Genomic DNA, 23757 nt, shown 5'->3' with positions numbered 1-23757 from the left:
GTTGCAGCAGGAGACAGCGGCTTGGCATCGCTCAGGACGACGCGAAGATTTCTGTCGCCACATTTCCGCCCACGTCGGTGAGGCGGAAATCTCGCCCGGCGTAGTTGTAGGTCAGACGCTCGTGATCGAGTCCCATCAACGCGAGCAGGGTGGCGTGGAGATCCATTGTGTGCATCCGGCCTTCGACGGCGTGACGGCCGAGTTCGTCGGTGGCGCCATGCGTGTAGCCGGCCTTCACGCCGCCGCCGGCCAGCCACATGGGGTAGCCGGTGATGTTGTGATCGCGGCCGTCCGGACCTTGCGACGTGGGAAGCCGGCCGAATTCGCTGCCGAAGAGGACGAGCGTTTCGTCGAGCAGGCCGCGCTGTTCGAGGTCGGCCAACAACGCGGCCGTCGGCTGGTCCGTGGCGGCGGAGTTTTTGATGAGGTCTTTGTGCAGGTTATTGTGCTGATCCCAGCCAGGATGGCAAATCTCCACAAAGCGAACGCCTGCTTCGCTCAGACGGCGGGCCATCAGGCACTGCCGGGCAAAGCTTCCTGCAGGTCCGTCCTTCACGCCGTAGGCCTCGCGAACATGCTCCGGTTCGCGCGAGAGGTCGAGCAACTCCGGCACCTTCGTTTGCATCCGAAACGCCAGCTCGTAGGACTCGATGACTCCTTGCAGATGATCGGGCGCACTCGGCGAGGCGGCAAGGTCGCGATTCATCGACTGCAGGAGGTCGATCTGCCGCCGTTGGAGTCCGAGGTCTGTCTTGGCCTGAAGGTTCGGCACGTAGCCGACATCGTTGATTTTCATCCCCTGGTAGTAGGCTGGCAAAAATGCACTGCCGTAGTTGCCGGCGCCGCCGAAACTCGGGGGCGGGTTGATCGAAATGTATCCCGGCAGATCTTGGTTCTCCGTCCCCAAGCCGTACATCATCCAGGCGCCCATCGAAGGACGCGTGAGCGATGCGAGCGCCGTCCCGGTGTGGAGCTGAATGACCGCCTGCGGATGCGCCGGCGTGTCGGTGTGTAGCCCACGCAAGAAGCAGAACTTGTCGACATGTTGCGCCGTGTGCGGGAAGAGTTCCGAGACCCACGTTCCGGTTTGGCCGTGCTGAGCGAACTTGAACTTAGACGCCGTGAGCTTGCCGCCGCCGGGAGCGACCTTGCCGTCGTTGCGTTGAAGTTCCGGCTTGTACTCCCACGTATCCATTTGGGAGATCGAGCCTTGCATGAACAAGAAAATGATGCGTTTCGCGCGGACCGGGAAGTGAGATCCCTTGGGAGCGAGCGGCCCTTTCGTCTCGGTCGCCGCTGCTCCGAATGCAGCTGGTGCGTGCCGGCCGAGCATGCCGGCGAGAGCGAGATAGCCGAACCCGGCGCCAGCTCCGCGCAGCAGTTGCCGGCGCGAGATTCCTGGGAAGCCGACCGCGGCACGTTGTTGAGAATTGGACATGGCCGTTTCCGCTCGTTCTTGGACGATGCGTGAGGGGATAGGTCGCAATCGAGACGCAGTTACTTCAAGTACCGGCATTCAACGGAGCCAAAGAGCGCCTGGCAGAAGGTCATCCACGCCGCGGTGCGCGGCGAGATCGGGCCGAGCGACTCCGCCTTCACCGGGGCGTCAGAGTAGACGATCTGGTCAGGATCGGGCGGCGGCTCTGCGGCGACGTTCGCAGTTGATGCACCAGTCGTCGCCGGAGCTTCATCCAGCGGGGCTGCAGGGCCGCCTGCCGCTCGCGACGGCGTTGAAACCAGTTGTCGCTCGATGCCGCCATTTGCCGCGACTGCCTCTTCGAAATCGCGCAGGTATTCTGCTGCACGGGTCGCCTCTTCCGCGGTCACGTTTCTGCCGAGAATTTTGCGATACGCTTGGTTCACCCGAGTTGCATCGTCGAGAGCTTCTCCCTCGAGCAACTGCTGCGACAGGTTCAGCGACTGTCTGCGAATAAATGGATCGTTGAGCAGATATAACGATTGGGTCGCAACCGTCGTGACGTCGCGGTTGCCGGAAACCATACCTTGCTCAGCGAAATCGAACACCTGGAGCGAGGTGGGCGTGAGGCTGCGAACCAGAGGTAAGTAAACGCTGCGGTGCTGGCTCTCGTTCGCCGCTTCTTCAATGTTGCGAGCAAGGCGGCTATTGTTTTGCAGTTCCATGACGCGAAGTTCGGTGACTGGCGATCCCTCCGGCCGGCTTGCGATGAGCTTGCCAGCGGCGGCGAGCGTAGCGTCGCGAAGCTCCTCGGCATCGAGCCGCCGCGGCGTGTGCCGCCAGTTCCAGCGGTTGGCGGGGTCGACGGCGACATTTGCTGCTAGTGCGGTCGAGTCGAGTTGGTATGTTCGCGTCAGCACGAGACGGCGGACCAGTCGCTTGATCGACCAGCCTTCGTCGACGAAACTCGCAGCGAGATGGTCGAGGAGTTCGGGGTGGGTCGGCACGTCTCCGGTTGTGCCGAAGTTGTCGACGCTCGACACGATGCCGCGGCCGAACAGGTGGCGCCATACGCGATTGACGATGACCCGCGAGGTCAGCGGATTGTCTCGGCTCGTCAGCCACTGGGCCAATTCGAGCCTTCCGCTTTGTTCTGCGGGAATTGCAGGTGCATTGGGAATTTGCACGAGGGCAGGGAAGCCGCGCGGCACGACCGGCCCGAGCAGTTCAGCTTCGCCGCGAATGCGATACTCGGTGTCGCCAACTTCCTTCGCGTCGCGAACCCCGACGGCAGCCTGGCCCTGCAGCGACGGATCGCTCAACTCCAAATACGCTTGCTGCGCTTCGTCGAACTTCACGCGAAATGCGCGTTGCTTGGGTCGACCGTTAGGACCGCGCGAGAGGCCTTCGGGCGTGCCGCGAATCGCCTCCCACGCCGCCTGCGCCTCCTCAAGCCGTGCTTTGGCCTTGGCAACCTTCGCAGCCGGCGGGGCTTTCACCTCGCCGCCGAGTCGCAGCAGCGCCTGTGGATCGTAATAGTCGAGGCCGCCGCCGCCCATCTTGTTGCGAACGCCTGCGCAGAGTTCGCTACTGCGGAAAATGCCGGCAAGTGCGTAATAGTCGCGAGCCGGAATCGGGTCGAACTTGTGATCATGGCAACGCGCGCAACTTGCCGTGAGCGCCAAGACGGAGCGGCTGACCGTATCAATCTGCTCGTCGACGTTGTCCATGATGAAGCGGACTTTGAATCGCTGGTTGACGTCTTTCACGCCGAGCGCCAAAAAGCCGGTGGCGATCAGTTGCTCGCGGCGCTGTTCCTCCGACGCGGCCGGCATCAGGTCGCCGGCGATTTGTTCGCAGATGAACTGGTCGTACGGCTTGTCGGCGTTGAACGAATCGATGACGTAATCGCGGTACCGCCAGGCGTGCGGCAGCGGCACGTTGCGCGACGAGCCGGTCGATTCGCCGTAGCGAGCGACGTCGAGCCAGTGGCGGCCCCAACGCTCGCCGAACGCGGGAGAAGCGAGCAAACGGTCGACAACCTGCTCGTAAGCATCGGGCGATTGGTCGGCAAGGAAGGCGTCGACTTCCGCTAAGGTCGGCGGCAGCCCGGTGAGGTCGAACGTCACCCGCCGAATCAACGTGAGCCGATCCGCGTCTGCGACCGGCTGAAGATTCTCGGCGTTCAGTTTGGCGAGGACGAAGTGATCGACCGCGTCGCGAGGCCATGACTGGGGCTCCGCCGTCGGAGGGTCGACGGCTTGCAGCGGCTGCCAGGCCCAGTGCTCGCGGCGCAGGCGGTCGTACTCAGCATTGGGCGCCGAGACGTCGACCGACGCATGCTCGCTCGGCCAAGCGGCACCGTCGGCAATCCATTGAGTGAGATCGGCTATCTGCTCCGACGACAATTGTTCGCCCGGCGGCATTTGCAGTCGCTTGTCGGCGTAGCTTACCGCCCGCAGCAGGAGACTCTCTTCTGGTTTGCCTGGCACAACGGCGGCAGCGCGGTTGCCGCCTGCAATCAGGCCGTTGCGATCGTCGACGCGTAGGCCGCCTTGCGCGTTCGTATCGGCCGAGTGGCAGGTGTAGCAGTTCTCCACCAGCAGCGGGCGAATCTTTTGTTCGAAGAATTCGAGTTGCTCGGCTGTGTGCTCAGCGCGGCATAACGCGCTGCTGGTGAAGCTGAGTGCAACAGCCGCCCAGAGGAGCGTCCTGCCGCCCATCGTCTGCCGCCACTGGCGTCTTGGCGGCGTTACACTTTGGCTTACGGTGTTCATGGGTCGATCGCATCCTGCGGCGGTTGTGACATTCATCGCACGTGTTCACAGCTGGCTGTCAACGACTTCCTCGCCGTCGCGAGAGCCAATCGCACGCCAAACGGCCGGATCGACGCCGTCGGTCGCGAACTGCAGGCTTCCATCGACTCTGACGACGTTCACGCCGCCGGAATGCCAGCTCGTTGCGGTCGTAGCGCCGCCATTGGCATTGAAGTTGGCGCCGAGATTCCCCCCGCCGCTATCGCGAGAGCAACTCCGTTCATTGGGCGGGAGGATGTGGTTGTAGCGCGACACGGCGTAGTTCCCGAGCGGCCAGTTGCGTCCGCCGCGGGAGAACTGAGATTGAGCCTTGTTCATCGTCGAGACGTTGAGCGCCAGGCAAGCCGTGGCGACTTGATCGGCGGTGGCGTTGCCTTCGGAAATGCGGAACCAGTCGCTGGCGATCTCCACCGCCGTATTGTCTCCGTCGCCGCGCACCCGCTCGCTGAACAGCGCGGTATGCGACGTCCCGTCGATCACCTCCTTGAGTCGGATGGCGCGATTCGTGACAAACATGCCGTTATTTCGTTCGATCTGCGTCTTCGGCACGCCGGTCCCGGTCATTTCACCGGTGTCGCTGCCTGCGTTGGCGCGGTAACTATTCCGCCCCCAACCATCCTGATTGTCAGCTAAGGGAGTATCGGCCAGGCGATCCATCGAATCAGTGGGGCAAACGAAAGCAGCGACGTCCAATAAACGCGCATCTGCCTCGGCAACTGCTTGTTCAAAATCAACGGTGTTGTAGATGGTGGTTTGCTCAAGGTACGGGAGCAGCTTCGAGTGGACGCCCCAGGCTCCGGGCAATTGGCGCCCCATGGGGAGCGATTTCTTCGCCCCCTCGAAGTTGAGGGACGCGAGCCCGACCTGGCGAAGCCGATTCGCGCAGTCGTTGCGACGTGCCGCTTCTCTCGCTGCCTGCACCGCTGGAAGCAACATCGCGACCAGGACGCCAATGATGGCGATCACGACAAGTAGTTCTACAAGCGTGAAGCCAGAGATTGGTTGCTGTTTGATTTTCATTTTGGATTCAGATTCTAACGCGTTTCCTGCGAAGCCAGGGAGTATTGCCCGATGATTCGACGGCTCTGAGCTACTGGCCCTCGGTGATCGCGAAACAATTTGCGGAGACTAAACCGTCGGCCAGCGAGTCTGGCCGACGGTCACTGCGAAACGACGCGATCAGCAACTCAGCTAGGATTTGCCGCTGGCGCCGGCGTAACAGTAGGGGCAGCCTTTGCACGGCGTTCAGCGCGGGCGGCCCGCTGAGCCGCATTCTGCTGACGCCCCTTGCGCGGGCCTCCCTTCCACAGCGGCTTGGCAAGCTGCTTGTCCCACTCGTCGTAGGCGGCGGCGAGCTCCTTCACGACTTCAGGCTTCGCCGATGCAAGATCCTTCTGCTCGGCAACGTCGGCAATCACGTCGAACAACTTCGGCGGTTGGTTGGCCTGTTGACGCAGCTTAAAGTTGCCTTGACGGATGGCATGTTGCGGACCCGCCCGCCAATAGAGCGACTTGTGCGGCGCCGCTTGGTTCTCGCCGAGGACGTAAGGAATGATGTTCACCCCGTCGATCGGGCGCTCCGTCGAACCGAGCGTCGCGCCGGCCAGCTCAGCAGCCGTCGCGGGGATGTCGAGCGAGATCACCGGTTGCTTGTAGACCGATCCGGCCGGCAGTTTGCCTTTCCACTGCAGGACGAACGGCACGCGGATGCCGCCTTCGAGCACCGTCGCTTTGTCGCCGGTGAGCGGGGCGTTGTTGCTGCCGTTTCCTTGCTGCGGACCGCCGTTGTCGCTGATGAAGAATACCAGCGTGTTCTCTTCTTGCCCCGAATCTTGCAGTGCCTTGAGAACGTCGCCGACGGCGTCGTCGAGGCCGCTCAAAAGGCCTGCGTAAGCGCGACGCTTCGGATCGCTGATCTTCTCGAAGCGAGCGAGGTGCTCGGCATCGGGTTGCAGCGGATTGTGAACCGCGTTGAAGGTGAGTTGGAGGTAGAAGGGATCTCCCTTCTTTTGGCGTTCGATGAACGCCGCCGCTTCTTTGCCGAAGGCTGCCGTCAGGTGGGCGGGAGCGTCGATTTCTTCGTTGCCGCGGAAGATGGGGCCGCCGCCGGCAGTGTTTGTGTCGTTCGGCACGTAGGGATGAGCGCCGCCGAGAAAGCCGTAAAACTCATCGAAGCCCCGTTGTTGCGGACGTAGCTTTTCATTCGAGCCAAGGTGCCACTTACCGACGAGAGCCGTTTTGTAGCCGACCTTCTTCAGTGCGTCGGCAATGGTTGATTCGCTGAGCGGCAGCCCGAGGAGCGTGCCGGCGGTTTGGTCGACGCCGCCTGGATTGAACTCATGACCGAATCGTTGTTGGTAACGGCCAGTCACCAGACCAGCTCGCGTCGGGCTGCAAACGGTTCCGGTGACGTAGCCGTCGGTGAAGCGAACGCCGTTCTTCGCAAGGCTGTCGATGTGCGGCGTCGGCACGTCCTTGCCGCCCTGGAAGCCGAGATCGCCGTAACCGAGGTCGTCGGCGACAATGACGATGACGTTCGGCTTGGAAGTTGGCGCCGCCGACTCGGCCGCAAACGACGGGGCGGACGATGCGAACAAGAGTGAGAGGGTCGCCAGTAAGCGACGATGAAAGGTCTTCATGGAAATCTCCAAATGAGTGAAGTCGTGGCTGCAGCGACTGAACAAGTCGCCAATGCCCTGCCAGCAGAACTTGCCGGCGAGAGAAAGCGTCTCGACGAATTTGCGAGACGCGTCCTAGTTGCTAACGACAACAGCAACAACAGGACGGCAGCCGAGGCGGGTGCGGCGGGAAGGCGATAGCGGGAACGTTGGGGAGGTGCATCGTGCAAGAATCCTGATCTTGGCAGCGAGCTTCCGGCTTCCCAGTAGGCTACGCAGAGACGAATGGCTGGCCGCCGCACTGCTAGCGGTCGGCGGGCAGAGCGGGAGCCCTGCGGCGAACGACGTCAACGCACTATTGCGCGCTCAACTCGCCGCCGCGCTGGGGAAACGCAAACGTCGTACCGCTTCGGGGCGAACGTCGAAACTGCGCCAAGTCGGCGGAATTTGGCCGCGGCACATGGCGAGATTCACGCCACCGTGAGATCGGATGGAGTTTCCCAGCGTCGTTGCTGGGAAGCCGGCGCCCGGCGAGGGGCTGCAGCGGCACGAACACCCGCCGCCTAAGCCAGCACTGGCTGACTCACGTGGGCAACCGCACGTCGCTTGGTACGAAACTCCGGAATGAACTGCTCGATATCGGAGAAGAGGTAGGCCCGCCGCGGGTGCCCCTTCAGTCCGCACACGGCAATCCGGCTCCCCGTGCCGTGGAGCACGTTGCCGGCAGTGAACGCCAATTGCAGGATTCCGTACGTGTGGTTCGTGTACCGCACCTGTGACAAGTTGAGGACGAAACGACGGTCACCCGCTGCCACCGCGTCGGCGAGCGTTTGCGCGAACTCTTTGCGAAGATGCACCTTCGGATTGAGTCGCCCGACAGTGATTGTCACGATCCGCACGCCCTCTTCCAATCGGCTATCAATCCAGTTTGTCTCGCTGTCAGACATGGCGTGACTCGTCGAAGAATACGGTTCGTGAAACAAAGAGGCCTGGCGTGCGGTAGTCGCGTTACTTCGCAGCGTTACTTCGCGGTGGGCGTCGCGGCGTGTGGGTTCGCTTCAATCCACTGCATCGTCGGCGCAACCATCCGTCGTAGTCTTTCCAGTTCCTCAGGAAAGCAGTCCTGCATCGCAGGACCAATTCTTCCCGGTTCGAAATTCCGCCGCACGAACTCGACCGCCTGCGGCGAGATTTCCAACCCGAGGAAATCGTAGATGCGCCGCAAGTCGTCTTCTCCAAACGTTTCGATGCGACACTCGATGTATCGCCCCGGAGGCAAGCTGCGGCCGAACTGACACGCCCATTCGACGGACGTTCTCCATTGCAGAAAACAGACGTCGAGCAAATCCATCTCGCGTCGCATCGCCGACATCGCTGGGAGGCGCACACCGACCACCGGCATCCCTACGATTGGCAACAACCAGGGAGGAGCCAAATGCCTGATCGCTTCCATGGCCATGTAAGGCGCCTGCTTCAATCGCAGTTCTTTCGCACGGCGCGCCATGAAACTATCGCGGAGCTTGGGAGTGTTCGACCGCAGCGATCTCGCGACGACGCCGTAGAAGCGACGCATGGAGAGGACGTTGTCGACGCCGTCTCGAATGAAATGGACAAAGCGACAATCTGGAAACACGCGGTCGACGAAAGGGAGGCGCACTGAGTTGCCAGGCGTGACGTCGATGTACCGTTCCTTGCCGGCCTTGCGCACGACCGAGGCGAAGCGTGCACGGATGTCGGCGATAACTTCCGGCCGGGCATGGCGGGCCTGCAGCGCATCGGAAAGCCGATCGTTTCCATGCTTCCAAATGAGGCGTGGCTCGTGCGCGACCGCAAGGCGCGGATGCTGCGCGATCGCGTCACCGAGAAAATTCATCCCGCTACGGCCGGCGCCGACGACGATAATCGGCTGCTGCAGAAGTTCGTTGTCGCTGCGCGAAATCATGCGCAGCGCATGCTCGATCCCCTGCGTCGCGGAGCCAGGCACTGTGTCGCCGATCGATGTTTCGTCGCTCGGAGGAGCCGCGGTCGTCATGCTAAGGGCGTCCCAATTCTGAAGAAGCGTAGCGGATGTTTGCCGGGATACTGCCCCGCGATCGTTCGGCAGCAGGCGCCACAGCCCACTTCGCCCGGCTCTCACTGAGTTCGCGGTCGCCAATGAAGTGCCGCACTAGCTTCGAGTTGGCAATCGCGTCCCAATGTTGCGAAGAAATGCGAACTAGATTCTTCAATTCACGGTAGTGCTGGCAGTAGGCCGACTGCTCACCGGCGACGCCTGGTCTTCCGTTCGCGTTCTCCGGCCCCCCGTCGATCTTGAAGCCCGGCAGCTCCAGGAATTCGGCGACCGCCGCCGCCTTGGCGTCGTCCGGCAGTTCGGTTCGCAGCAAAAGCAACTCGACCGTACCAGCCACGATGCGGCCATGGCCCGCGGTCTTGTCGAACGGGTGCGAGAAGACGTCGATCCCAAGGGCGACCTTCAGTTCCGCGTCGAACCAGTTCAATTCGCGGCGATACTCGCCTCCGTCCAAGTAATGCCGCTGGAACCGATCGGCCAACTGCGCCGCGCTGACGTCGAGCGCGGCTGCGAGCGAGCGGCCCTCGGCCGTTGGTTTGTCGACGAACTCCTGCCTGGCGAAGGTCGATACCAAGTTATCGATAGGATTGCGGATGAGTGAAATAAACTTCGCCGGCTTCCGCGGGACGACGACGTGCCGCGACGCCCAGCGCGCGCTTCCCGATAGCTTGCCCTCGGCGACCTTGGCAGGGTCGAGATAGTGGGTTGCGATCGCGTGAGTTCCGGCGTTCCGCAGCGCATGGTAAAGCGCAACGCTGCCGGTCCGCTCCTTCGAGTAGACGATCGTCGGCGCTCTACCTGTCAGATAGAAGCGACTTGAAAGCTGAGCGTATTTAAGCAGCGCACGGAGCATGATTCGCACAGACGTTGAAAAACTTAATGCTAGTCAATAAACAACGGCTGACCGCTTCCCTGCATCTCAAGCAGCCAGTTGGAGATGTCAGATCGCATACACCAATCGGGAACGGCTTGCCCCTGCACCAAAAGGTCCCTGACCGCTGTTCCGGAAATGGCTCTGCCGTCGCCGAGGGTGGCCGATTCGATCGTATCGTCTGCTTCGTCGGAGAAATGGACCGAATCGAAAAACACCGGCGTGATGCCAATGTCACCGAGTTCCTCGAACAAGTCGCGATTCTGATTGGCCGTGTAGAATCCACCGACGCCGGTGTGATCGCGTCCCAGCACAAAGTGCGTGCAGCCGAAGTTCTTGCGACAGAGCGCGGTAAAGACGGCTTCGCGCGGGCCGCAGTAGCGCGAGTAGGTGCTAAATGCCGCCAGCAACGCATTCGGCACGCGGGCGGAGATCAGGCGCTCGTAAGCTCCCATCACCGCTTGCTGGGTGAAATCGCCCGCTTTCTTTGGCCCGATGACTGGGTGGATAAAAATCCCATCGGCGCTGGCCCGCTCGCACGCATTGGCAATCACATGCTCATGCCCGCGGTGCGGCACGTTGCGCGTGTGGAACGCGACGATCTTCGTCCAGCCCTTGATATCGAACACCATCCGCGTCTGTTGCGGCGTGAGTTGGTAAGGCGAGCGGGCGACGCTCGCGGGCCCCAAATACTCGATCGGGCCCCCCAGCAGCGTCACGCCTTTGCTCATGAACCTGGCGACGCCAGGGTGGGCGCGATCCGCGGTACCGAACCACCGCTTCGCGACGTTCTCCAACTCGATTTCGTACTTGTCTTCGAGATGGAGGATGGCCGTCGACTCGCCCGTTCGCTGGTCGATTAATCGGATCGACTGCCCGGGCTGGAAGGCGGCGAACTCTTGCGACTTTCCCTGCAAGACGATCGGCATCGTCCAAACCTGACCATCGGGAAGCCGATGGCGGTTCAACACGCTTTCGAGTTCGTCGCGCGTCATGAAGCCGCGCAACGGCGAATAGACGCCATGGGCGATTTGCTCGACGTCCATCGCCGTTTCAAGATCGATCTCGATTGACGGATATCGCGACGAATGACGGCGAGCCGCGCTATCCTGCGACAACGCCACGGGCGAGGGCGTCGAAGGCTCGCCGTGCGGCGACGGGAGCAGCACCGAACCGCCGTCCAACAGATCGGCAATTCGAAACCCTTCCAATGAACGGCGGTAACGCTCAATCAGTCCGAGGACGATGTCGACGGTGCGAACCGGATGGCTGCCGATCGCCGTTTCCGCAGCGAGCACCAAGCCGTTCGCGCCGTCGAGCATCGTGTTGACGATGTCGTTCAGTTCCGCGCGCGTCGGCTTACGATTGACGATCATCGACTCTAGCAAATTGGTCGCGACGTTCACCGGCACCTTGGCGATGTTCGCCTTGCGGATGATTGCTTTCTGCAGGAAGGGAAGATTCTCAAGCGGCACTTCGCGTGACAAATCGCCGCGATCGATGAGAATCTCGTCCGTTTCCGTCAAGATGGCGTCGATGTTTCGCACACCGCGTTTGCTTTCGATCTTCGAGATGATCGTCGAGTCGGGGCCCACCAACTCACGCAGTTGCTTGACATCGTCTGCGGAGTTGGCGAACGACAAGGCAAAGTGCCGGACGCCGTACTCCAAACCGATTTTCACGGCTTGAACGTCCTTCGCTGAGAGCGGCGGCAACACGGGCGCCGGGTCGACCGTTACGGCCTTATTCGAACCGATGCGGCCGCCATTCAACACCACCGTATCGACTCCGTTCGCATTCGCCTGCAGGACGAGCAGCACGACGCCGTCGAAGTCGACGCCGATCAGCGTGTTGGGCTTGAGGTTCTCAAACACGCGTGGCGGCGTGAGCGTGAACCGGCTGGCGTTGCCAGCGATAGTCTCGGCCGTGAGCACGACATGCTGCCGGTCGTGAACCTCCGCATCGGCGGCCATCGTTCCGGTGCGAACCTGGGCGCCTTCGGTGTCCAAGCAAACCGGCACATTCGAAAACGATTGAATCGTGCGAATCGTTTCCGCAACGCGCTCAAGCGGCGTGTGCGAAAGATTGATGCGAAATAAATCCACGCCGCGCGACTGCAGGCGTTCGATCGTGCCGCGATTGAGCGACGACGGCCCGAGGGTGCAGAGGACGCTGACGATGCGACGAGCTGGCATTGAACTACTCAGATGGGGCGGACGGACGACTGTTTAAGGGCTTAACTGGCGCGAGCGACTCTCTCATGACAGAGAAAGCTCGGAGGCGTTTCAAGAAACCGAAGCGCTCGCATTGGCTCCAGCGAGGCGTTGGCCCGACGGCAGCGGGGGTAACAGCGGCTCAGGCGCTTCGTCGTTATCGGTCGATAGCAGCGGCCAGCCACGGCTCAACACGTAGCGGAGCCACAGCCCGGCCATCTGCGAAGTAATGATCGCCGTCAGCACGAGCGTCGTGTAGAACGCAGCGCTGATGATGCCGGCGTCGAAGGCCACGCTGGCTAATACAATTCCCGGGCCGCCGCGGGCGTTGGTGGTGATGGCGAGGTTGAGGATGTCGAGGCGGCGGAAGCCCGCGAGTCTCGCAGCGAGCCCGACCGAAATAAGCGACAGGAGCGAACTGCCTAGCAAGAACGCAACGAGCATCGTCGGCGAGAAGTCGCGGCCGAACACTAGGCGGTAGCCAACCAACGCGAAATAGACCGGGATGAAGATGCCGTAGGAGAATTTACTGATCGATTCGAGCGCATCGGCGTAATGCTCGCGCTCGCCGCCGGCGATTCCGCCCGCCAACCCGAAGCCGGCGAGGAACGCGGCGAAGACCAGGTTTACTCCCAGATACGCGGCCAAGCCGACGTAAGCGAAGAGAATGATAATGGCGTACGCGAGCCGCGACGCACGCAGCAGAATGTTCCAGCGAGCATTTCCCAATACTCGCAACATGTGCGGCATGAGCAAGATCGCCGCGCCCATGAAGGCGAAGGTGATGACTAAATGCTGAGCCGTTGAGCCGACGATGTTTTGCTCGGCGAGGGAAGTTTGCCGCGTGAGCGCCGTGGCGACGGCCAGCACGCCCCAGAGGGCGATGTCTTCAAGCACAGCCGAGCCCAGGATCAAGCTCGCGAAACGCGTGTGAAGAATTCCCAAGTCATTGAAGATCCGCGAGATGACCGGGATCGACGTGACCGCGACCGCGCTCGCAAGCACCAACAGCGCCGAGATTGCTACGCCCTGGACACCGACCAGCGGGCCAACCGGGATGATGCCGGCGAGGCCGAGGCCCATCACGAGCAGGAACGGCAACGGCGTGCCGATGCCGAGAATCCAGGCGGTCTCGCGGCGATTCTCTTTCGAGAGCAAACGCTTCACTTGGCTGCCGGAAATGAACATCAGCAGCAAGATGCCGAGCCAGTAGATAAAGCCAAGGATTACCTTAGTGCGATCTTCGCCCAGCGCAGGATTCGCGAAGAGAAAGTCGGAGACTTGCGGCGCCAGCTTCTTGAGAACAAATGGCCCCAACAGAATGCCGGCGACGATCTCGCCCACCAGCCGCGGCTGGCGGAGGCGTTCGAAGAGGTAGCCCAGCACATGGACAAAACAGAGGAAGACCCCAAAGGTGAGGATCAGCGTGCCGAGTTCTTGTTCAGTCATGGTTGGCGTGGAAATTTGCTGGGGGGAACGCCCAAATCTGCTGGCTGGCGTCGTTCGTATGTTGTTTTGCCGGTTGACTTTGCGGGCGATGGAGAGAAGCCTCAAATCCAGAACGAGCGGGCGACGACACTGCTTTTACGGCATTTGTCACCTGAGCTAGCGGAGCGACTGCCGCCGTGCTGAAGACGCTGGCGGAGAAACGTTAAGCTCAGGCTAAGGATGTGTTAGCAATGTCGATGCCAGTGACCAAATGGGTAGTTTTGGAAGGAATTATCCTGTTATCCGGGGTTCTGGCGGTCGCTTCTAGCAAATCGCACGGGTTCGAGCCGTCAAACGAGATCGGGCAGCCATACTCCGTCACGGGCGCGCCAACAGGGCGGGGCGAGGAGGGGCTGCCCGAATGGGCACTCTCCGGCGAAACGTTCGCCCCCGGAATGGCGACGCCAGTGGCCATGCTGCAGCCGGGCGACGCCGAAGAAGCCGAAGGCGATGACGACGCCCAAAGCGAAGACGCCGCCATTAGCGACGAAGGCTACGGAGATCCGAACGAGTCGGGCGACTACCCGAAGCCCAAGCCAAAAAACCCGTGCGCCGAATCGCACAAGAAGCTGTTTTACTTAAACGACTTCAGTTACCTCGAAGATCCCGACTACCACGGCCACTGCTTGGGCGACCAACTGAAGTTGATGCCGCTGGGCATTTACCGCGATTGGGGAACGCTCGACATCGGCGGTCAGGAACGTCTGCAATACAAACACGAAGTCGGCATGGGCAACGCGGTGGCTCCACCTGGCCAAACGCGGTTCCAAGATACGTCGTTCGATTTGTTTCTAAATCGTACCCGCCTCTACACGAACTGGCAGGCGACGAAACAAACCCGGGCGTACTGCGAATTCCACTACGCCTCGATCAATCGCGACAACGGAACCTACAACCCGCGCGTTTTCGAAAACAACTTCGGCGACTTTTTGAACCTGTTCGTCGACCACTCGTGGGACGACGGCGTCTGGACGGCGCGGGTGGGGCGGCAAGAACTCGTGTACGGCGCCGAGCGTTTGGTGTCGATCACCGACTGGCAAAATAGCCGGCGGACCTTCGAAGGCGCGATGCTGCTGTACGAGGACGGCCCTTGGTCAGTCGACACGTTTTACACCTCGTTCGTGCCGGTGCTCGCCAACGATCTCGATAAGGCTGATTGGCAGCAACCCTTTTACGGCACGTACGCCGTCTACACCGAGTCGCCCAACAATACGCTCGATCTCTACTACCTTGGCTACGACAATCGCCATCCTGGCGCAATCACGAGTGACTTCTCGCTTCACACGTTCGGCTCGCGGTTGTTCCGGACGCTGGAAGAGGGCTGGATGTTCGAAACGGAAGCGGGCGTCCAGCTTGGCCGGCAGAGCGGGCTCGGCAAGAACCAGAAAGCCGGCTACGCAACGGTCGGCCTCGGCCGCAAGTATGCGGACAACGATTTGCAGCCGCAGATTTGGGGCTATCTGGACTACGCCTCGGGCAACGACGGCGGCGACGACTGGACGCGGTACAACCAGCTATTCCCGTGGAGCCATCGTTACTTAGGCTTTATCGACGCGGTGCAGCGGTCGAATATCTTCTCGCCGAATATCCAGTTGACGGCGAAGCCCAAAGATACGAACTGGGAATTCCTGGCGTGGATGTACTACTTCCGGGCGGCGGAACGGGGCGACATCGTCCCGGCCATCACCGCAACCGAAACGCAGAATCTCACCAGCGCCGACCTGGGCGAAGAACTCGACTTGATCGCGAAGTACACGTTCGGCCCGCGCTCGAACATTCTATTCGGCTACTCGCACTTCTGGCGCGGTAATAAGATTACCGCTCCGCACGACGCCGATTTTACGTACGTCCAGTGGGAGTTGAACTTTTAGGCGAGCTTCTGCTGCCGCCTCAGGCGCGACTTCAACTTAAGCTTCTACGGCAACTTCTGTCGCCGATTCACGACGCATCGCGTTCTCGATGTCATCCAAGCTGCCGACGCAAAACTGGCCGTGAGCGTGGGTGTTGGGCATCGTTCCGCGTACATCCACGACGTCGCCGTAAATTTGCACGTCGACGACAGGGTCGCACTGGAATCGCTTGGCCAAATACTGACGAATCTCTTGTTCGATAGACATTCGACGATTTCCTTATGGTCGAGTGTTGCAGGCTCCATTGCACGCTTTAAGCATAGCAATTTTGGCGAACACGCCAACATCCGATCGCAACATATCGCTTTTGCGGCCGTCCATGCTTGCATCGAGCGAGCACGAGACCTGCTGTGCTCGCTCTCTGGCGGTATGCAATTAGGCGACCAGCCGTCTTCACAGGCCGCCAAGAATCTCACCATCTAAGCGACCACTCCAGCGCATTGGCGAGCATTCCACAAAATTATTGTGAATTTCTGCGAAAATGCGGCTGACCGGCGGGTATGCATGGGAAGAGACTAGCGGGGACGACCAGCTTGGCTGCCATCCGCAGGTTCGACTCTCCTCGGCAAGTTAGGGCAACCCAACTTTAAGCGAACAGCGAGTTCGTTTCAGCAGGCAATCGCCCCCTCTCGTTTTCATCTTATTTTAGTACTTCCGATCCGCGACGCCGCCTAATCTGCGAACGATTGTCGTTGCTGACAACCGTTCGTGACGGCGGACTTGCGGCGTTCAGACTTCCTCAGGAACGCCAACGATGGACCAATTCGCAGCGGCACCGGCGCCGCGCTACAACGAATTCATCGTCGAGTTTTCTAAGAACTCGCGGAGAGTTTACGGCTACATCCGCACCTTGGCGCCGAACGTCAATGACGCGAACGAGGTGTATCAAAACGTCAGCCTGGTGCTGTGGAACAAATTCGACGAGTTCCTGCCGGGCACCAATTTCTTCGCGTGGGCCTGCCAAATCGCAATGTTCGAGGTCCGCAAGCTCCGCGATGCGAAGGCCCGCGCCAAAATATTCTCCGACGAATCGCTTGAGGCCCTCTCGGCCGAGTTCCAGAGTCGCGACGACAACGCAGCAGCTCGCATCGACGCCCTGTTGGAATGTCTCGACAAGTTGCCGGCCGCCGATCGAACTCTGATCGACCAACGCTATTTCGGCGATCGGAAGCCGCCGGAAATCGCCCAGCAGATTGGCCGTTCGCTCGCCTCCGTTTATCGCGCCTTAGCGCGCATTCACGATCTGCTGCTGATCTGCGTCCAGCGGAAAGTTTCTTGAGGAAATCTCTTTGAACGACAACGTGCGACTCCGCCGCGAAATCTGCCGTATTCTCGTCGCCATGTCCGCCGGCGAAGCGAGCGATGAGCAGTGCGCGCGTCTCGATGCGTTGGTTCGAGACGACTCATTCGCGCGACAGTGCGTCGTCGACGCGGTCACGCAGATGTCGGATCTGGAGTGGGAAGTCCGCGAGTCGATGCCGGCATTCAATGCGGTTGCGGGCCCGTCGGCAAACCAACCGGCGGCGGTTGCTCCAGCCCCCCATCACGCCAACCGCGCTCGACGCGCGGGAAAAGTCCCCTCGCATTGGTCGCTGTGGCGGCACTCTTGGGGATCTGTCGCCGCCTTCTCGCTCGGAGTAGCGGCGACGCTCTTGCTCGTCTTCCGCCTCGGCTTTCAACGGATCGACGACGTCTTCGTTGCTGAGAAGCTTGAACCATCGCGTCCCGCGACTCAGGCCGTCGCCCGATTGGTAAGTAACACCAGCTACCTCATCGACTCGCAGGGCGGGCATGCCATCAATACGGGCGACGCGATTCACGCGGGCCGCAGCGTTGCACTATTCGAAGGCGTCGCAGAAGTTGAATTCAGTAACGCCGTGAGCATTCGGCTGAAAGGCCCGGCCTTACTAGCAATCGACGATGCAGGGATCGCTCACATGAAGTATGGGCGATTGATCGTCACGAATCAGGGAAACAGGCCGTTCACACTGGAGCTGCCGCTCGCGACGACGACGATCGCTCCTGATTCGTATGTGGGCGTCGACGGGCACGGCGACGACGTGTTCGTCTATGCGTTCGAAGGCCAAGCGGAATTGACGCCTCTGCGCTCGACCGAGAAACACGTGATCGCGGCTAAATACGGGCTGCGGGCGCGACGCGGCGCTCGCTCGGAGATCGTGTTCACTTCGCTGCAGGCCAATTCAACGGCGTTCGATTTCGATTTACTAATGGCTTCGGACCAAATCACCGTCGCCCCGGAGTACGCTGCGATGATCGTCGCCAACGATCCGGCGGCGTACTATCGGTTCGAAGAGGCCGACGCCGAAGTCGTGAAGAATGAAATGGGGCCGCGACACGCCCTGGAAGTGAAGGGGGACGGGGTGCGGATCACCCCGCGGGACGGCGGCGGCGTCGCCGAATTTGTGCTGCGCGACGACGCGGCATGCCTGACTTCGCCCCAGCCATTCGACGAACTCGACGGCGACTACACGATCGAGATGTGGGTCAAGCCGAGCCACTATCAATGGGGAACGCTCGCCGCGCTGCTGGAGCGAGACCATGACGAAGAGGGCGAGATCGATCGGCACGCCCTGATCGTCGAACTCCAAGGCGCCAATGCGCCGCCAGAGGGGTCGGCCAAGTCGTTGCGATTCCTTCATCGCAGCCCGCCCAGCGAAGAACGGGGGGGCACGTCGTGCTTTTCGAGCGCATTCTATCGCGCCCAATCGTGGCAGCATGTTGCCGCGGTGAAGCGCGGCGATCAACTCAATGTGTATCTCAACGGCGAGCTTGTCGCCTCGGCGGTCGATGCCACCCGTTTGCCCCGAGGGCTGCAATTGGTCATCGGCCAGCTCTTTTCGTTCGGAACTGTGCGGCCGTTCGTTGGTCACATCGACGAATTAGCAATCTACGCCCGCGCCCTGTCGGCGGAGGAAATCCGTCGCCACGTCGCCATGATGCGCTCGGCCCCCGCTGCGCCGCTGAAATCACAGGAATAAGGAAGAGGCACCTATGAGCGTCTCCCGTCGAGCGTTCACCTTGGTCGAACTGCTGGTCGTCATCGCCATCATCGGCGTGCTTGTCGCACTGTTGCTGCCTGCGGTGCAGTCGGCACGGGAAGCGGCGCGGCGATCGACGTGCGGCAATAAACTGCGACAACAAGCGCTCGCCGTGCAAAACTACGCGGCTGCCAAAGACGACGAGTTGCCGCCGGGGAGTCCGGGGCAGGGGAAACACGGCGTGTTCACTTATCTGTTGCCATACATTGAGCAGCAGCAAGTCTTCAGCCAGATCGATCTGAAAGCGTCGCCCGACTCGTCGCCGATGCGGATCACAGTGATCGACGCGTACCTTTGTCCAAACTACACCGAGTCGCCGCAGTACCAAGATGCGACCCGCAACGGGGCGATCACCACCTACCAGGCGGTGGGCGGCGCCTTCCGCACTGATATACCGCGAGCTCGACAAGAGAGGCTGACTTCGCCTGGCTACGGCGACTTGCCGCTGAATGGCGCCTTTATGTGGGGCGCTACTCCGCGGAAGTTCAAAGACTTTACCGACGGTACGTCGAACTCGCTGGCGATCGGCGAGTTCATTCATACCGATCGGATGCCGGGACTTTATCACGATCTCCCCGGCAATATTCGGACCTGGATTGGCGGGTCGCCGGCAGTTGGCAGCGCTGATGAGCGTCCCACCTACGCGATGAAAGTCGCCGAGTACGCGCCGAATACGCCAATCGACCGCGCTGCCGACGTTGTTCCCTACAATCATCTCCCCTTTGGTAGCTTTCATCCCGGGGGCACGCATTTCGGGCTCGCCGACGCTAGCGTGCGGTTCATTATCGACGACGTCGACGTCGACGCTTACAAAGCGGCTTGCACAATCAACGAAGGCGAAACGCTGGGGGGAACGCTGTGATGAACAGGAGTCACTCCACGCATCTCGCGCTTTGCATCGTCGCAGTGATCGCGACGGGCTGTTCGAAACCAGCTGAGTTCGTCCCCGTTGAGGGCCAGGTCTTCTATAAGGAGCAGCCGTTAGGAACCGGCGTCATCATGTTTCAACCTCCGAACGGCCCGCCGGCTCGCGCCGACGTCGTCGCCGGCGCGTTCAAGCTTGAGACGCCCGGCCGCGAGGCAGGCGCCCGGATCGGACTCAACAAAGTTCGCATCGCCAGCCGAGCCACTCCCACAGGCGGCGATGCCGAACTCGCGCTCGGCAAGTCGCTCATTCCGGAACGTTATGGAACCTTCGAATCGAGCGGACTCACCGCCGACGTGAAACCGGACGGCAACGAGCCGTTCGTCTTCAAGCTCACTGACTGAGCAGGAAAGCCCCTGTTTTTCGCTCGAACGGGGCGAAATGGCGCCCCCGCTGCGCACTGACTCCGCCGCTTTGCCGATTCTGCCCGCCCCTGACTCTCCGCCTCAACACGCCAGAACGACTCAACATGCCTCGCATCGCACTTCAATATTACCTGCTCGCAGCGCTCGCGCTGACGCTTGCTTGCCTTGCCGAGCAGTCGCCTGCCCAGGCTCCGCAAGAATACGACGTCGTCGTCTACGGCGGTACGAGCGCCGCCGTCACTGCCGCGATTGAAGTCGCGCGCATGGGAAAGTCGGTCGTCATCGTCTCCCCCGACCATCACCTGGGCGGCATGACATCCAACGGTCTCGGGTGGACCGACATCGGCGATCGCGACACGATCGGCGGACTAAGTCGCGAGTTTTACCAACGCATCTACGAACACTATCTCGAAGCCGACGCTTGGACGACCGAATCGCGACAAACCTACATCAACCGCTCGTCGCTCGATCCGGACAACGCCCGTCAGATGATGTTCACGTTCGAGCCAAAAGTAGCAAAGCAGGTTTTCGAGGAGATGGTCGCGGAGGCAAACGTCCCCGTCGCCGCTGGCCGCCTCGATCGCTCTTCGGGTGGCGTAACGATGGCCAATGGCCGCATTGCCTCCATCCGCACCGAAGGCGGCGCGGTGTACTCTGGTAAGGCGTTCATCGACGCCACGTACGAAGGCGACCTCTTCGCCGCGGCCGGAGTTTCCTACGAGATCGGGCGCGAGGCAAACGCCAAATTTGGCGAAACGCTTAATGGCGTTCAGGTCGCGCGCTCCACGAAGAACCAGCTTCCGGCCGGGATTGATCCCTACATCGTCAAAGGCGATCCGGCGAGCGGCCTACTGCCGGGAGTGAATCCCAATGCCGGCGGCGTCGACGGGTCTGCCGACAATCGTCTGCAAACCTACAACTACCGAATGGTGCTGACCAACAAGCCGGAGAATCGCGTGGCGATCGCCAAACCGGCCAACTACGACGCAGCGAACTACGAGTTGCTGTTCCGCGCCATCGAGGCGGGCCAAACCGGCGGTTTCTTCAAACTCGATGCGATGCCCAACAACAAAACCGACTCGAACAATACGGGCGGCTTCTCGACTGACTTCATCGGCGGCAACTACGATCTGGCGCGCAACGTCAACTACGCTGAAGCCGACTATGCCACGCGCGAAGCAATGAATGCCGCCCATCGCGACTTCCAGCTCGGCCTGATTTGGTCGCTGCAAAACAGCCCGCGCGTGCCGGCGAATATTCGCAACAACTGGGCGATGTGGGGCCTGCCTGCCGACGAGTTCACCGACAACAACAACTGGCCGAGCCAGCTCTACGTGCGCGAAGCGCGTCGCTTGGTCGGTGAACTGACGATCGACCAAACGCACGTCGACCAAGAGGATGGCATCTATTCTGATTCGGTGGGCATGGGAGGCTACAACATGGACTCCCATCATGTTCAGCGGATCGTTGGTCCCGACGGCTTCGTGATGAACGAAGGCGACGTCCAGGTCTCTCCCGCCAAGGGGCCGTACCCGATCAGTTACCGCGCCATGGTCGCGAAGCAGGGCGAGGCCGACAACTTGATCGTGCCGGTTGCGTTGAGCGCCACGCACATTGCCTATGGTTCGATTCGCATGGAGCCCGTGTTTATGACGCTTGGCCAATCGGCCGGGGCCGCCGCGGTCCTGCTCGGCGACCACGCGGTCGCTGCGCGGGACGTTCCCTACGCGCTGCTCCGCTCGCGCATGATTCGCGAAGAGCAGATTCTCGGCGCCGCCTACAAATCGCCCGACGCGGGTATTTCGCTCAACTTTGGCGCTGTCGTCGCCAACAATGCCAATAGTCCAGGGCATGCGCTCGGCGGTATTCCAGGCGAAAATTGGAATCTCATCAGCGGAGACGTTGCCGGCGGCATCGTCAATTCCCGCGGCGAGCAAACTGCCGTCGCTGTCAACCTCGGCAAGAGCGCACCCGATGCGCAGTCGATTGATTGGAACGCGGGGGGCTTTGGCACGATCTTAAAAGGAACTTCGTTCAATACGGGTCTCTACGCGGGCAATGCCAGCAGTGCGATGTTCGTCAACGACGGTAAGGATAGCCGAGTCGATCTCGGCGTCCGCGTCAGCGGTCTCACGGAGGGAATCTACGACGCGTTTGTTACTGCTAAAAATACAAACGCGCAGTTGCTGGAGCAGTACAACGTCTACGCGCTCGCGGTCGACGCTGATTCGGGGGCAACTGCTTACGGTGACGTAACTCCTATCCTGCTTTCGCACGGCATCGACGTTGCATGGCGCCATCGTGAAAGCGTCGTCGCCGAGACGATCAAGATCGGCGCCAACCAAGACCTCGTCATTGTCGTCGAAGGGCTCACAGCCGGCGAGATGCGGGGCTTCGTCAACACGCTGGAGATCGTCAAGCTTGCGGGGCCGCTTTCCGCCGACGTCAATCGCGACGGGCTGGTCGACCTTGACGACTTCCATCTGATTCGCGCGAACTTTTTGAATAACGTCTCGCTCGGAGTCAGCGGCGACGCCAACTCCGACGGCCGAGTCGATCACCGCGACTTCTTTTTCTGGCGAAGCGCTTATCTAGCCGGCGGCGGCAGCTTGGCGGCGCTGAACGGCGTGACCGTTCCCGAGCCTTCATTGGCCGCGGAACTGCTGGTGTTCGCTCCGCTGCTCTCGCACCTCTGGTCAACGACGCGCAGCGGGCAGCCGGCAACGCGAGAGATCGTCGGCTGCAGCGAGCATTCTCGACCGGCAACCACAGTCGCTCGTTGATCTCTTTCTTCAATTCACTCAATCAACCTTCTCGAAACATTCTCGTCATTTCTCCAAGGAGCCACTCCATGCGTCATCTTTTCTGTGGAGCCCTCGCGATTACGTTGGCGGGCGCTAGCCTCGCTCAAGCGGCGCTCACTGCCAACGATCCATTCAACTACACGACGGGCGACCTCACCGGCAAGAACAGCGGCGTCGGTTGGGCTGGCGCGTACACCGATACCGGCAACAGCACGGTGATCGAAACGGCAGGCCTCAGCTACGGCGGCCTGCCCACCACGCCAGGCTCCGTGCGGACCGCTGACGGCGGCGCGGCCACCACAATCAGCTTCCGCACGCTGAGCAACACCTACGGCGACGGCGAAACTGAAACGTGGGTCAGCTTTCTCGGTCGTCGCAACGGAACGACCGCATCGAACCTGTTTGCGGGCGTGTCGTTTTACAACACCAACGGCACGGCAACGGCCGACGGCGAAGTGAGCTTCGCGAGCAGCGTCAACAGCGCAACTCCCGTCTGGCGCGTTCTGGATCTTGGCGGATCGACGGCGTCGGAGTCTGCCGTTGCGATCACGCCCAACGCCGTTCATTTCTTGGTCGCACGCATCGTCTGGAACGTGGCCGACCCCAACCTCGGTGGAACCGGCACGAGCGCGGTCTACCTCTACGTCAATCCAACGGCAGGGCAGGGCCTGCCCGCCGCGGCAAGCGCTGGCCGCAATATCACGATGACGAACTTCAATAAGATTCGTTTCGCCGGCCAGAACGCCATCGATTACTCGTTCGACGATATTCGCATCGGCGACACATTCGCCGACGTGGCGCCCTTCCTCGCGCCAAACGCCGACTTCAACAACTCTGGTTCGGTGACGATCGACGACTTCAATGTGTTGAAGTCGAACTTTCTCACCGGGACGGCGCTTGCTCAGGGCGATGCTAACTACGACGGCAAGGTCGACCATGCCGACTTCTTCCTCTGGCGAACGGCGTTCGTCACCGCCGGCGGCAGCCTCGAAGGCTTGTCGCTGTCGATTCCGGAACCGAGCAGCGCAGCAATCGCCGGCTCGCTCGGTTTGATGGCTTACGGCATCGGCCTGGTTCGCCGTCGCTAGCGACGCTCGATGCGACTTCGCGAGCCGAGCAACTCGTCTCTCTCCACGCAAGCTTCACTTATCCACTCAAGCTGTCGCCGGCCGTTCGGGTCTCACGGCGTCAACTCGGAGC

At 61.1% G+C, this 23757-nt stretch carries 17 protein-coding genes; 7 read left to right on the top strand and 10 right to left on the bottom strand.

Translation table 11 applies throughout. The annotated features are described in order from the left end of the window. Positions 1–31: 31 nt before the first annotated feature. The 9 genes from PLANPX_RS03645 to PLANPX_RS03605 all read right to left on the bottom strand — a co-directional run bounded on the left by PLANPX_RS03645 (position 32) and on the right by PLANPX_RS03605 (position 13455). The gene (locus PLANPX_RS03645; RefSeq protein ID WP_152097410.1) at positions 32–1438 is read right to left on the bottom strand and encodes a DUF1501 domain-containing protein; all 1407 of its coding nucleotides are present in this window, start codon (positions 1436–1438) and stop codon (positions 32–34) included. A gap of 59 nt (positions 1439–1497) precedes the next feature. After that, a complete protein-coding gene (locus PLANPX_RS03640) occupies positions 1498–4194 on the bottom strand; it encodes a PSD1 and planctomycete cytochrome C domain-containing protein (RefSeq protein WP_198421841.1) in 2697 nt (898 codons plus the stop codon). Between the two features lie 45 nt (positions 4195–4239). Further along, positions 4240–5253, bottom strand: a complete 1014-nt coding sequence (locus tag PLANPX_RS03635) for a DUF1559 domain-containing protein (protein WP_152101782.1) — start codon at positions 5251–5253, stop codon at positions 4240–4242. 167 nt (positions 5254–5420) lie between these two features. Then, positions 5421–6872: a sulfatase gene (locus tag PLANPX_RS03630; RefSeq protein WP_152097409.1), complete on the bottom strand. Its 1452-nt coding sequence runs from the start codon at positions 6870–6872 to the stop codon at positions 5421–5423. Positions 6873–7414: 542 nt separating this feature from the next. Beyond that, positions 7415–7798 (bottom strand): STAS domain-containing protein, encoded by a 384-nt coding sequence (locus tag PLANPX_RS03625; RefSeq protein WP_152097408.1) that lies wholly within the window; start codon positions 7796–7798, stop codon positions 7415–7417. A 74-nt stretch (positions 7799–7872) separates the two neighbouring features. Next, positions 7873–8883 carry a sulfotransferase family protein gene (locus tag PLANPX_RS03620; protein WP_152097407.1) on the bottom strand — a complete coding sequence of 337 codons (1011 nt, stop codon included), beginning with the start codon at positions 8881–8883 and terminating at the stop codon, positions 7873–7875. 1 nt (position 8884) lies between these two features. Continuing rightward, on the bottom strand, positions 8885–9775 hold the full coding sequence (locus PLANPX_RS03615) for a putative capsular polysaccharide synthesis family protein (protein WP_152097406.1): 891 nt from the start codon (positions 9773–9775) through the stop codon (positions 8885–8887). A gap of 29 nt (positions 9776–9804) precedes the next feature. Beyond that, on the bottom strand, positions 9805–11988 hold the full coding sequence (locus tag PLANPX_RS03610; RefSeq protein ID WP_152097405.1) for a pyruvate kinase: 2184 nt from the start codon (positions 11986–11988) through the stop codon (positions 9805–9807). Between the two features lie 90 nt (positions 11989–12078). Next, positions 12079–13455: a cation:proton antiporter gene (locus PLANPX_RS03605; RefSeq protein WP_152097404.1), complete on the bottom strand. Its 1377-nt coding sequence runs from the start codon at positions 13453–13455 to the stop codon at positions 12079–12081. Between the two features lie 434 nt (positions 13456–13889). Here PLANPX_RS03605 and PLANPX_RS03600 point away from each other — a divergent pair, with 434 nt between their 5' ends. After that, positions 13890–15365 (top strand): alginate export family protein, encoded by a 1476-nt coding sequence (locus PLANPX_RS03600; RefSeq protein WP_172991844.1) that lies wholly within the window; start codon positions 13890–13892, stop codon positions 15363–15365. Between the two features lie 36 nt (positions 15366–15401). On the opposite strand, the gene PLANPX_RS03595 is transcribed toward PLANPX_RS03600, so the two are convergent. After that, complete coding sequence (locus PLANPX_RS03595; protein WP_152097402.1) at positions 15402–15611, bottom strand: hypothetical protein; 210 nt, start codon at positions 15609–15611, stop codon at positions 15402–15404. A gap of 547 nt (positions 15612–16158) precedes the next feature. On the opposite strand from PLANPX_RS03595, the gene PLANPX_RS03590 reads away from it, so the two are divergent. The 6 genes from PLANPX_RS03590 (at position 16159) to PLANPX_RS03565 (ending at position 23645) form a co-directional block, all read left to right on the top strand. Beyond that, on the top strand, positions 16159–16683 hold the full coding sequence (locus tag PLANPX_RS03590) for a sigma-70 family RNA polymerase sigma factor (protein ID WP_152097401.1): 525 nt from the start codon (positions 16159–16161) through the stop codon (positions 16681–16683). A 10-nt stretch (positions 16684–16693) separates the two neighbouring features. Next, positions 16694–18403: a LamG domain-containing protein gene (locus PLANPX_RS03585; protein ID WP_152097400.1), complete on the top strand. Its 1710-nt coding sequence runs from the start codon at positions 16694–16696 to the stop codon at positions 18401–18403. A 13-nt stretch (positions 18404–18416) separates the two neighbouring features. After that, entirely contained in the window at positions 18417–19325 is a 909-nt protein-coding gene (locus PLANPX_RS03580) for a DUF1559 domain-containing protein (RefSeq protein ID WP_152097399.1), read from the top strand. Next, positions 19325–19732 (top strand): hypothetical protein, encoded by a 408-nt coding sequence (locus PLANPX_RS03575; RefSeq protein ID WP_152097398.1) that lies wholly within the window; start codon positions 19325–19327, stop codon positions 19730–19732. The genes PLANPX_RS03580 and PLANPX_RS03575 overlap by 1 nt, the downstream gene beginning before the upstream one ends. Positions 19733–19857: 125 nt before the next feature. After that, on the top strand, positions 19858–22536 hold the full coding sequence (locus PLANPX_RS03570) for an FAD-dependent oxidoreductase (protein ID WP_152097397.1): 2679 nt from the start codon (positions 19858–19860) through the stop codon (positions 22534–22536). A gap of 68 nt (positions 22537–22604) precedes the next feature. Next, a complete protein-coding gene (locus PLANPX_RS03565) occupies positions 22605–23645 on the top strand; it encodes a hypothetical protein (protein ID WP_152097396.1) in 1041 nt (346 codons plus the stop codon). Positions 23646–23757 lie beyond the last annotated feature (112 nt).

Origin of the sequence: Lacipirellula parvula (assembly GCF_009177095.1) — a bacterium.
GTDB classification, from domain to species: Bacteria; Planctomycetota; Planctomycetia; order Pirellulales; family Lacipirellulaceae; genus Lacipirellula; species Lacipirellula parvula.
The sequence above is the reverse complement of the archived record's forward strand: the minus strand, read 5'-3'. Positions and strand labels throughout refer to the sequence as shown.

Bases quoted from the DNA above. Each gene is read 5' to 3' on its own strand.
- PLANPX_RS03610 (WP_152097405.1), bottom strand. From the start codon at position 11,988: ATGCCAGCTCGTCGCATCGTCAGCGTCCTCTGCACCCTCGGGCCGTCG.
- PLANPX_RS03635 (WP_152101782.1), bottom strand. From the start codon at position 5,253: ATGAAAATCAAACAGCAACCAATCTCTGGCTTCACGCTTGTAGAACTA.
- PLANPX_RS03565 (WP_152097396.1), top strand. From the start codon at position 22,605: ATGCGTCATCTTTTCTGTGGAGCCCTCGCGATTACGTTGGCGGGCGCT.
- PLANPX_RS03600 (WP_172991844.1), top strand. From the start codon at position 13,890: ATGGCGACGCCAGTGGCCATGCTGCAGCCGGGCGACGCCGAAGAAGCC.
- PLANPX_RS03625 (WP_152097408.1), bottom strand. From the start codon at position 7,798: ATGTCTGACAGCGAGACAAACTGGATTGATAGCCGATTGGAAGAGGGC.
- PLANPX_RS03615 (WP_152097406.1), bottom strand. From the start codon at position 9,775: ATGCTCCGTGCGCTGCTTAAATACGCTCAGCTTTCAAGTCGCTTCTAT.
- PLANPX_RS03605 (WP_152097404.1), bottom strand. From the start codon at position 13,455: ATGACTGAACAAGAACTCGGCACGCTGATCCTCACCTTTGGGGTCTTC.
- PLANPX_RS03575 (WP_152097398.1), top strand. From the start codon at position 19,325: ATGAACAGGAGTCACTCCACGCATCTCGCGCTTTGCATCGTCGCAGTG.
- PLANPX_RS03620 (WP_152097407.1), bottom strand. From the start codon at position 8,883: ATGACGACCGCGGCTCCTCCGAGCGACGAAACATCGATCGGCGACACA.
- PLANPX_RS03590 (WP_152097401.1), top strand. From the start codon at position 16,159: ATGGACCAATTCGCAGCGGCACCGGCGCCGCGCTACAACGAATTCATC.
- PLANPX_RS03640 (WP_198421841.1), bottom strand. From the start codon at position 4,194: ATGAACACCGTAAGCCAAAGTGTAACGCCGCCAAGACGCCAGTGGCGG.
- PLANPX_RS03570 (WP_152097397.1), top strand. From the start codon at position 19,858: ATGCCTCGCATCGCACTTCAATATTACCTGCTCGCAGCGCTCGCGCTG.
- PLANPX_RS03630 (WP_152097409.1), bottom strand. From the start codon at position 6,872: ATGAAGACCTTTCATCGTCGCTTACTGGCGACCCTCTCACTCTTGTTC.
- PLANPX_RS03595 (WP_152097402.1), bottom strand. From the start codon at position 15,611: ATGTCTATCGAACAAGAGATTCGTCAGTATTTGGCCAAGCGATTCCAG.
- PLANPX_RS03580 (WP_152097399.1), top strand. From the start codon at position 18,417: ATGAGCGTCTCCCGTCGAGCGTTCACCTTGGTCGAACTGCTGGTCGTC.
- PLANPX_RS03645 (WP_152097410.1), bottom strand. From the start codon at position 1,438: ATGTCCAATTCTCAACAACGTGCCGCGGTCGGCTTCCCAGGAATCTCG.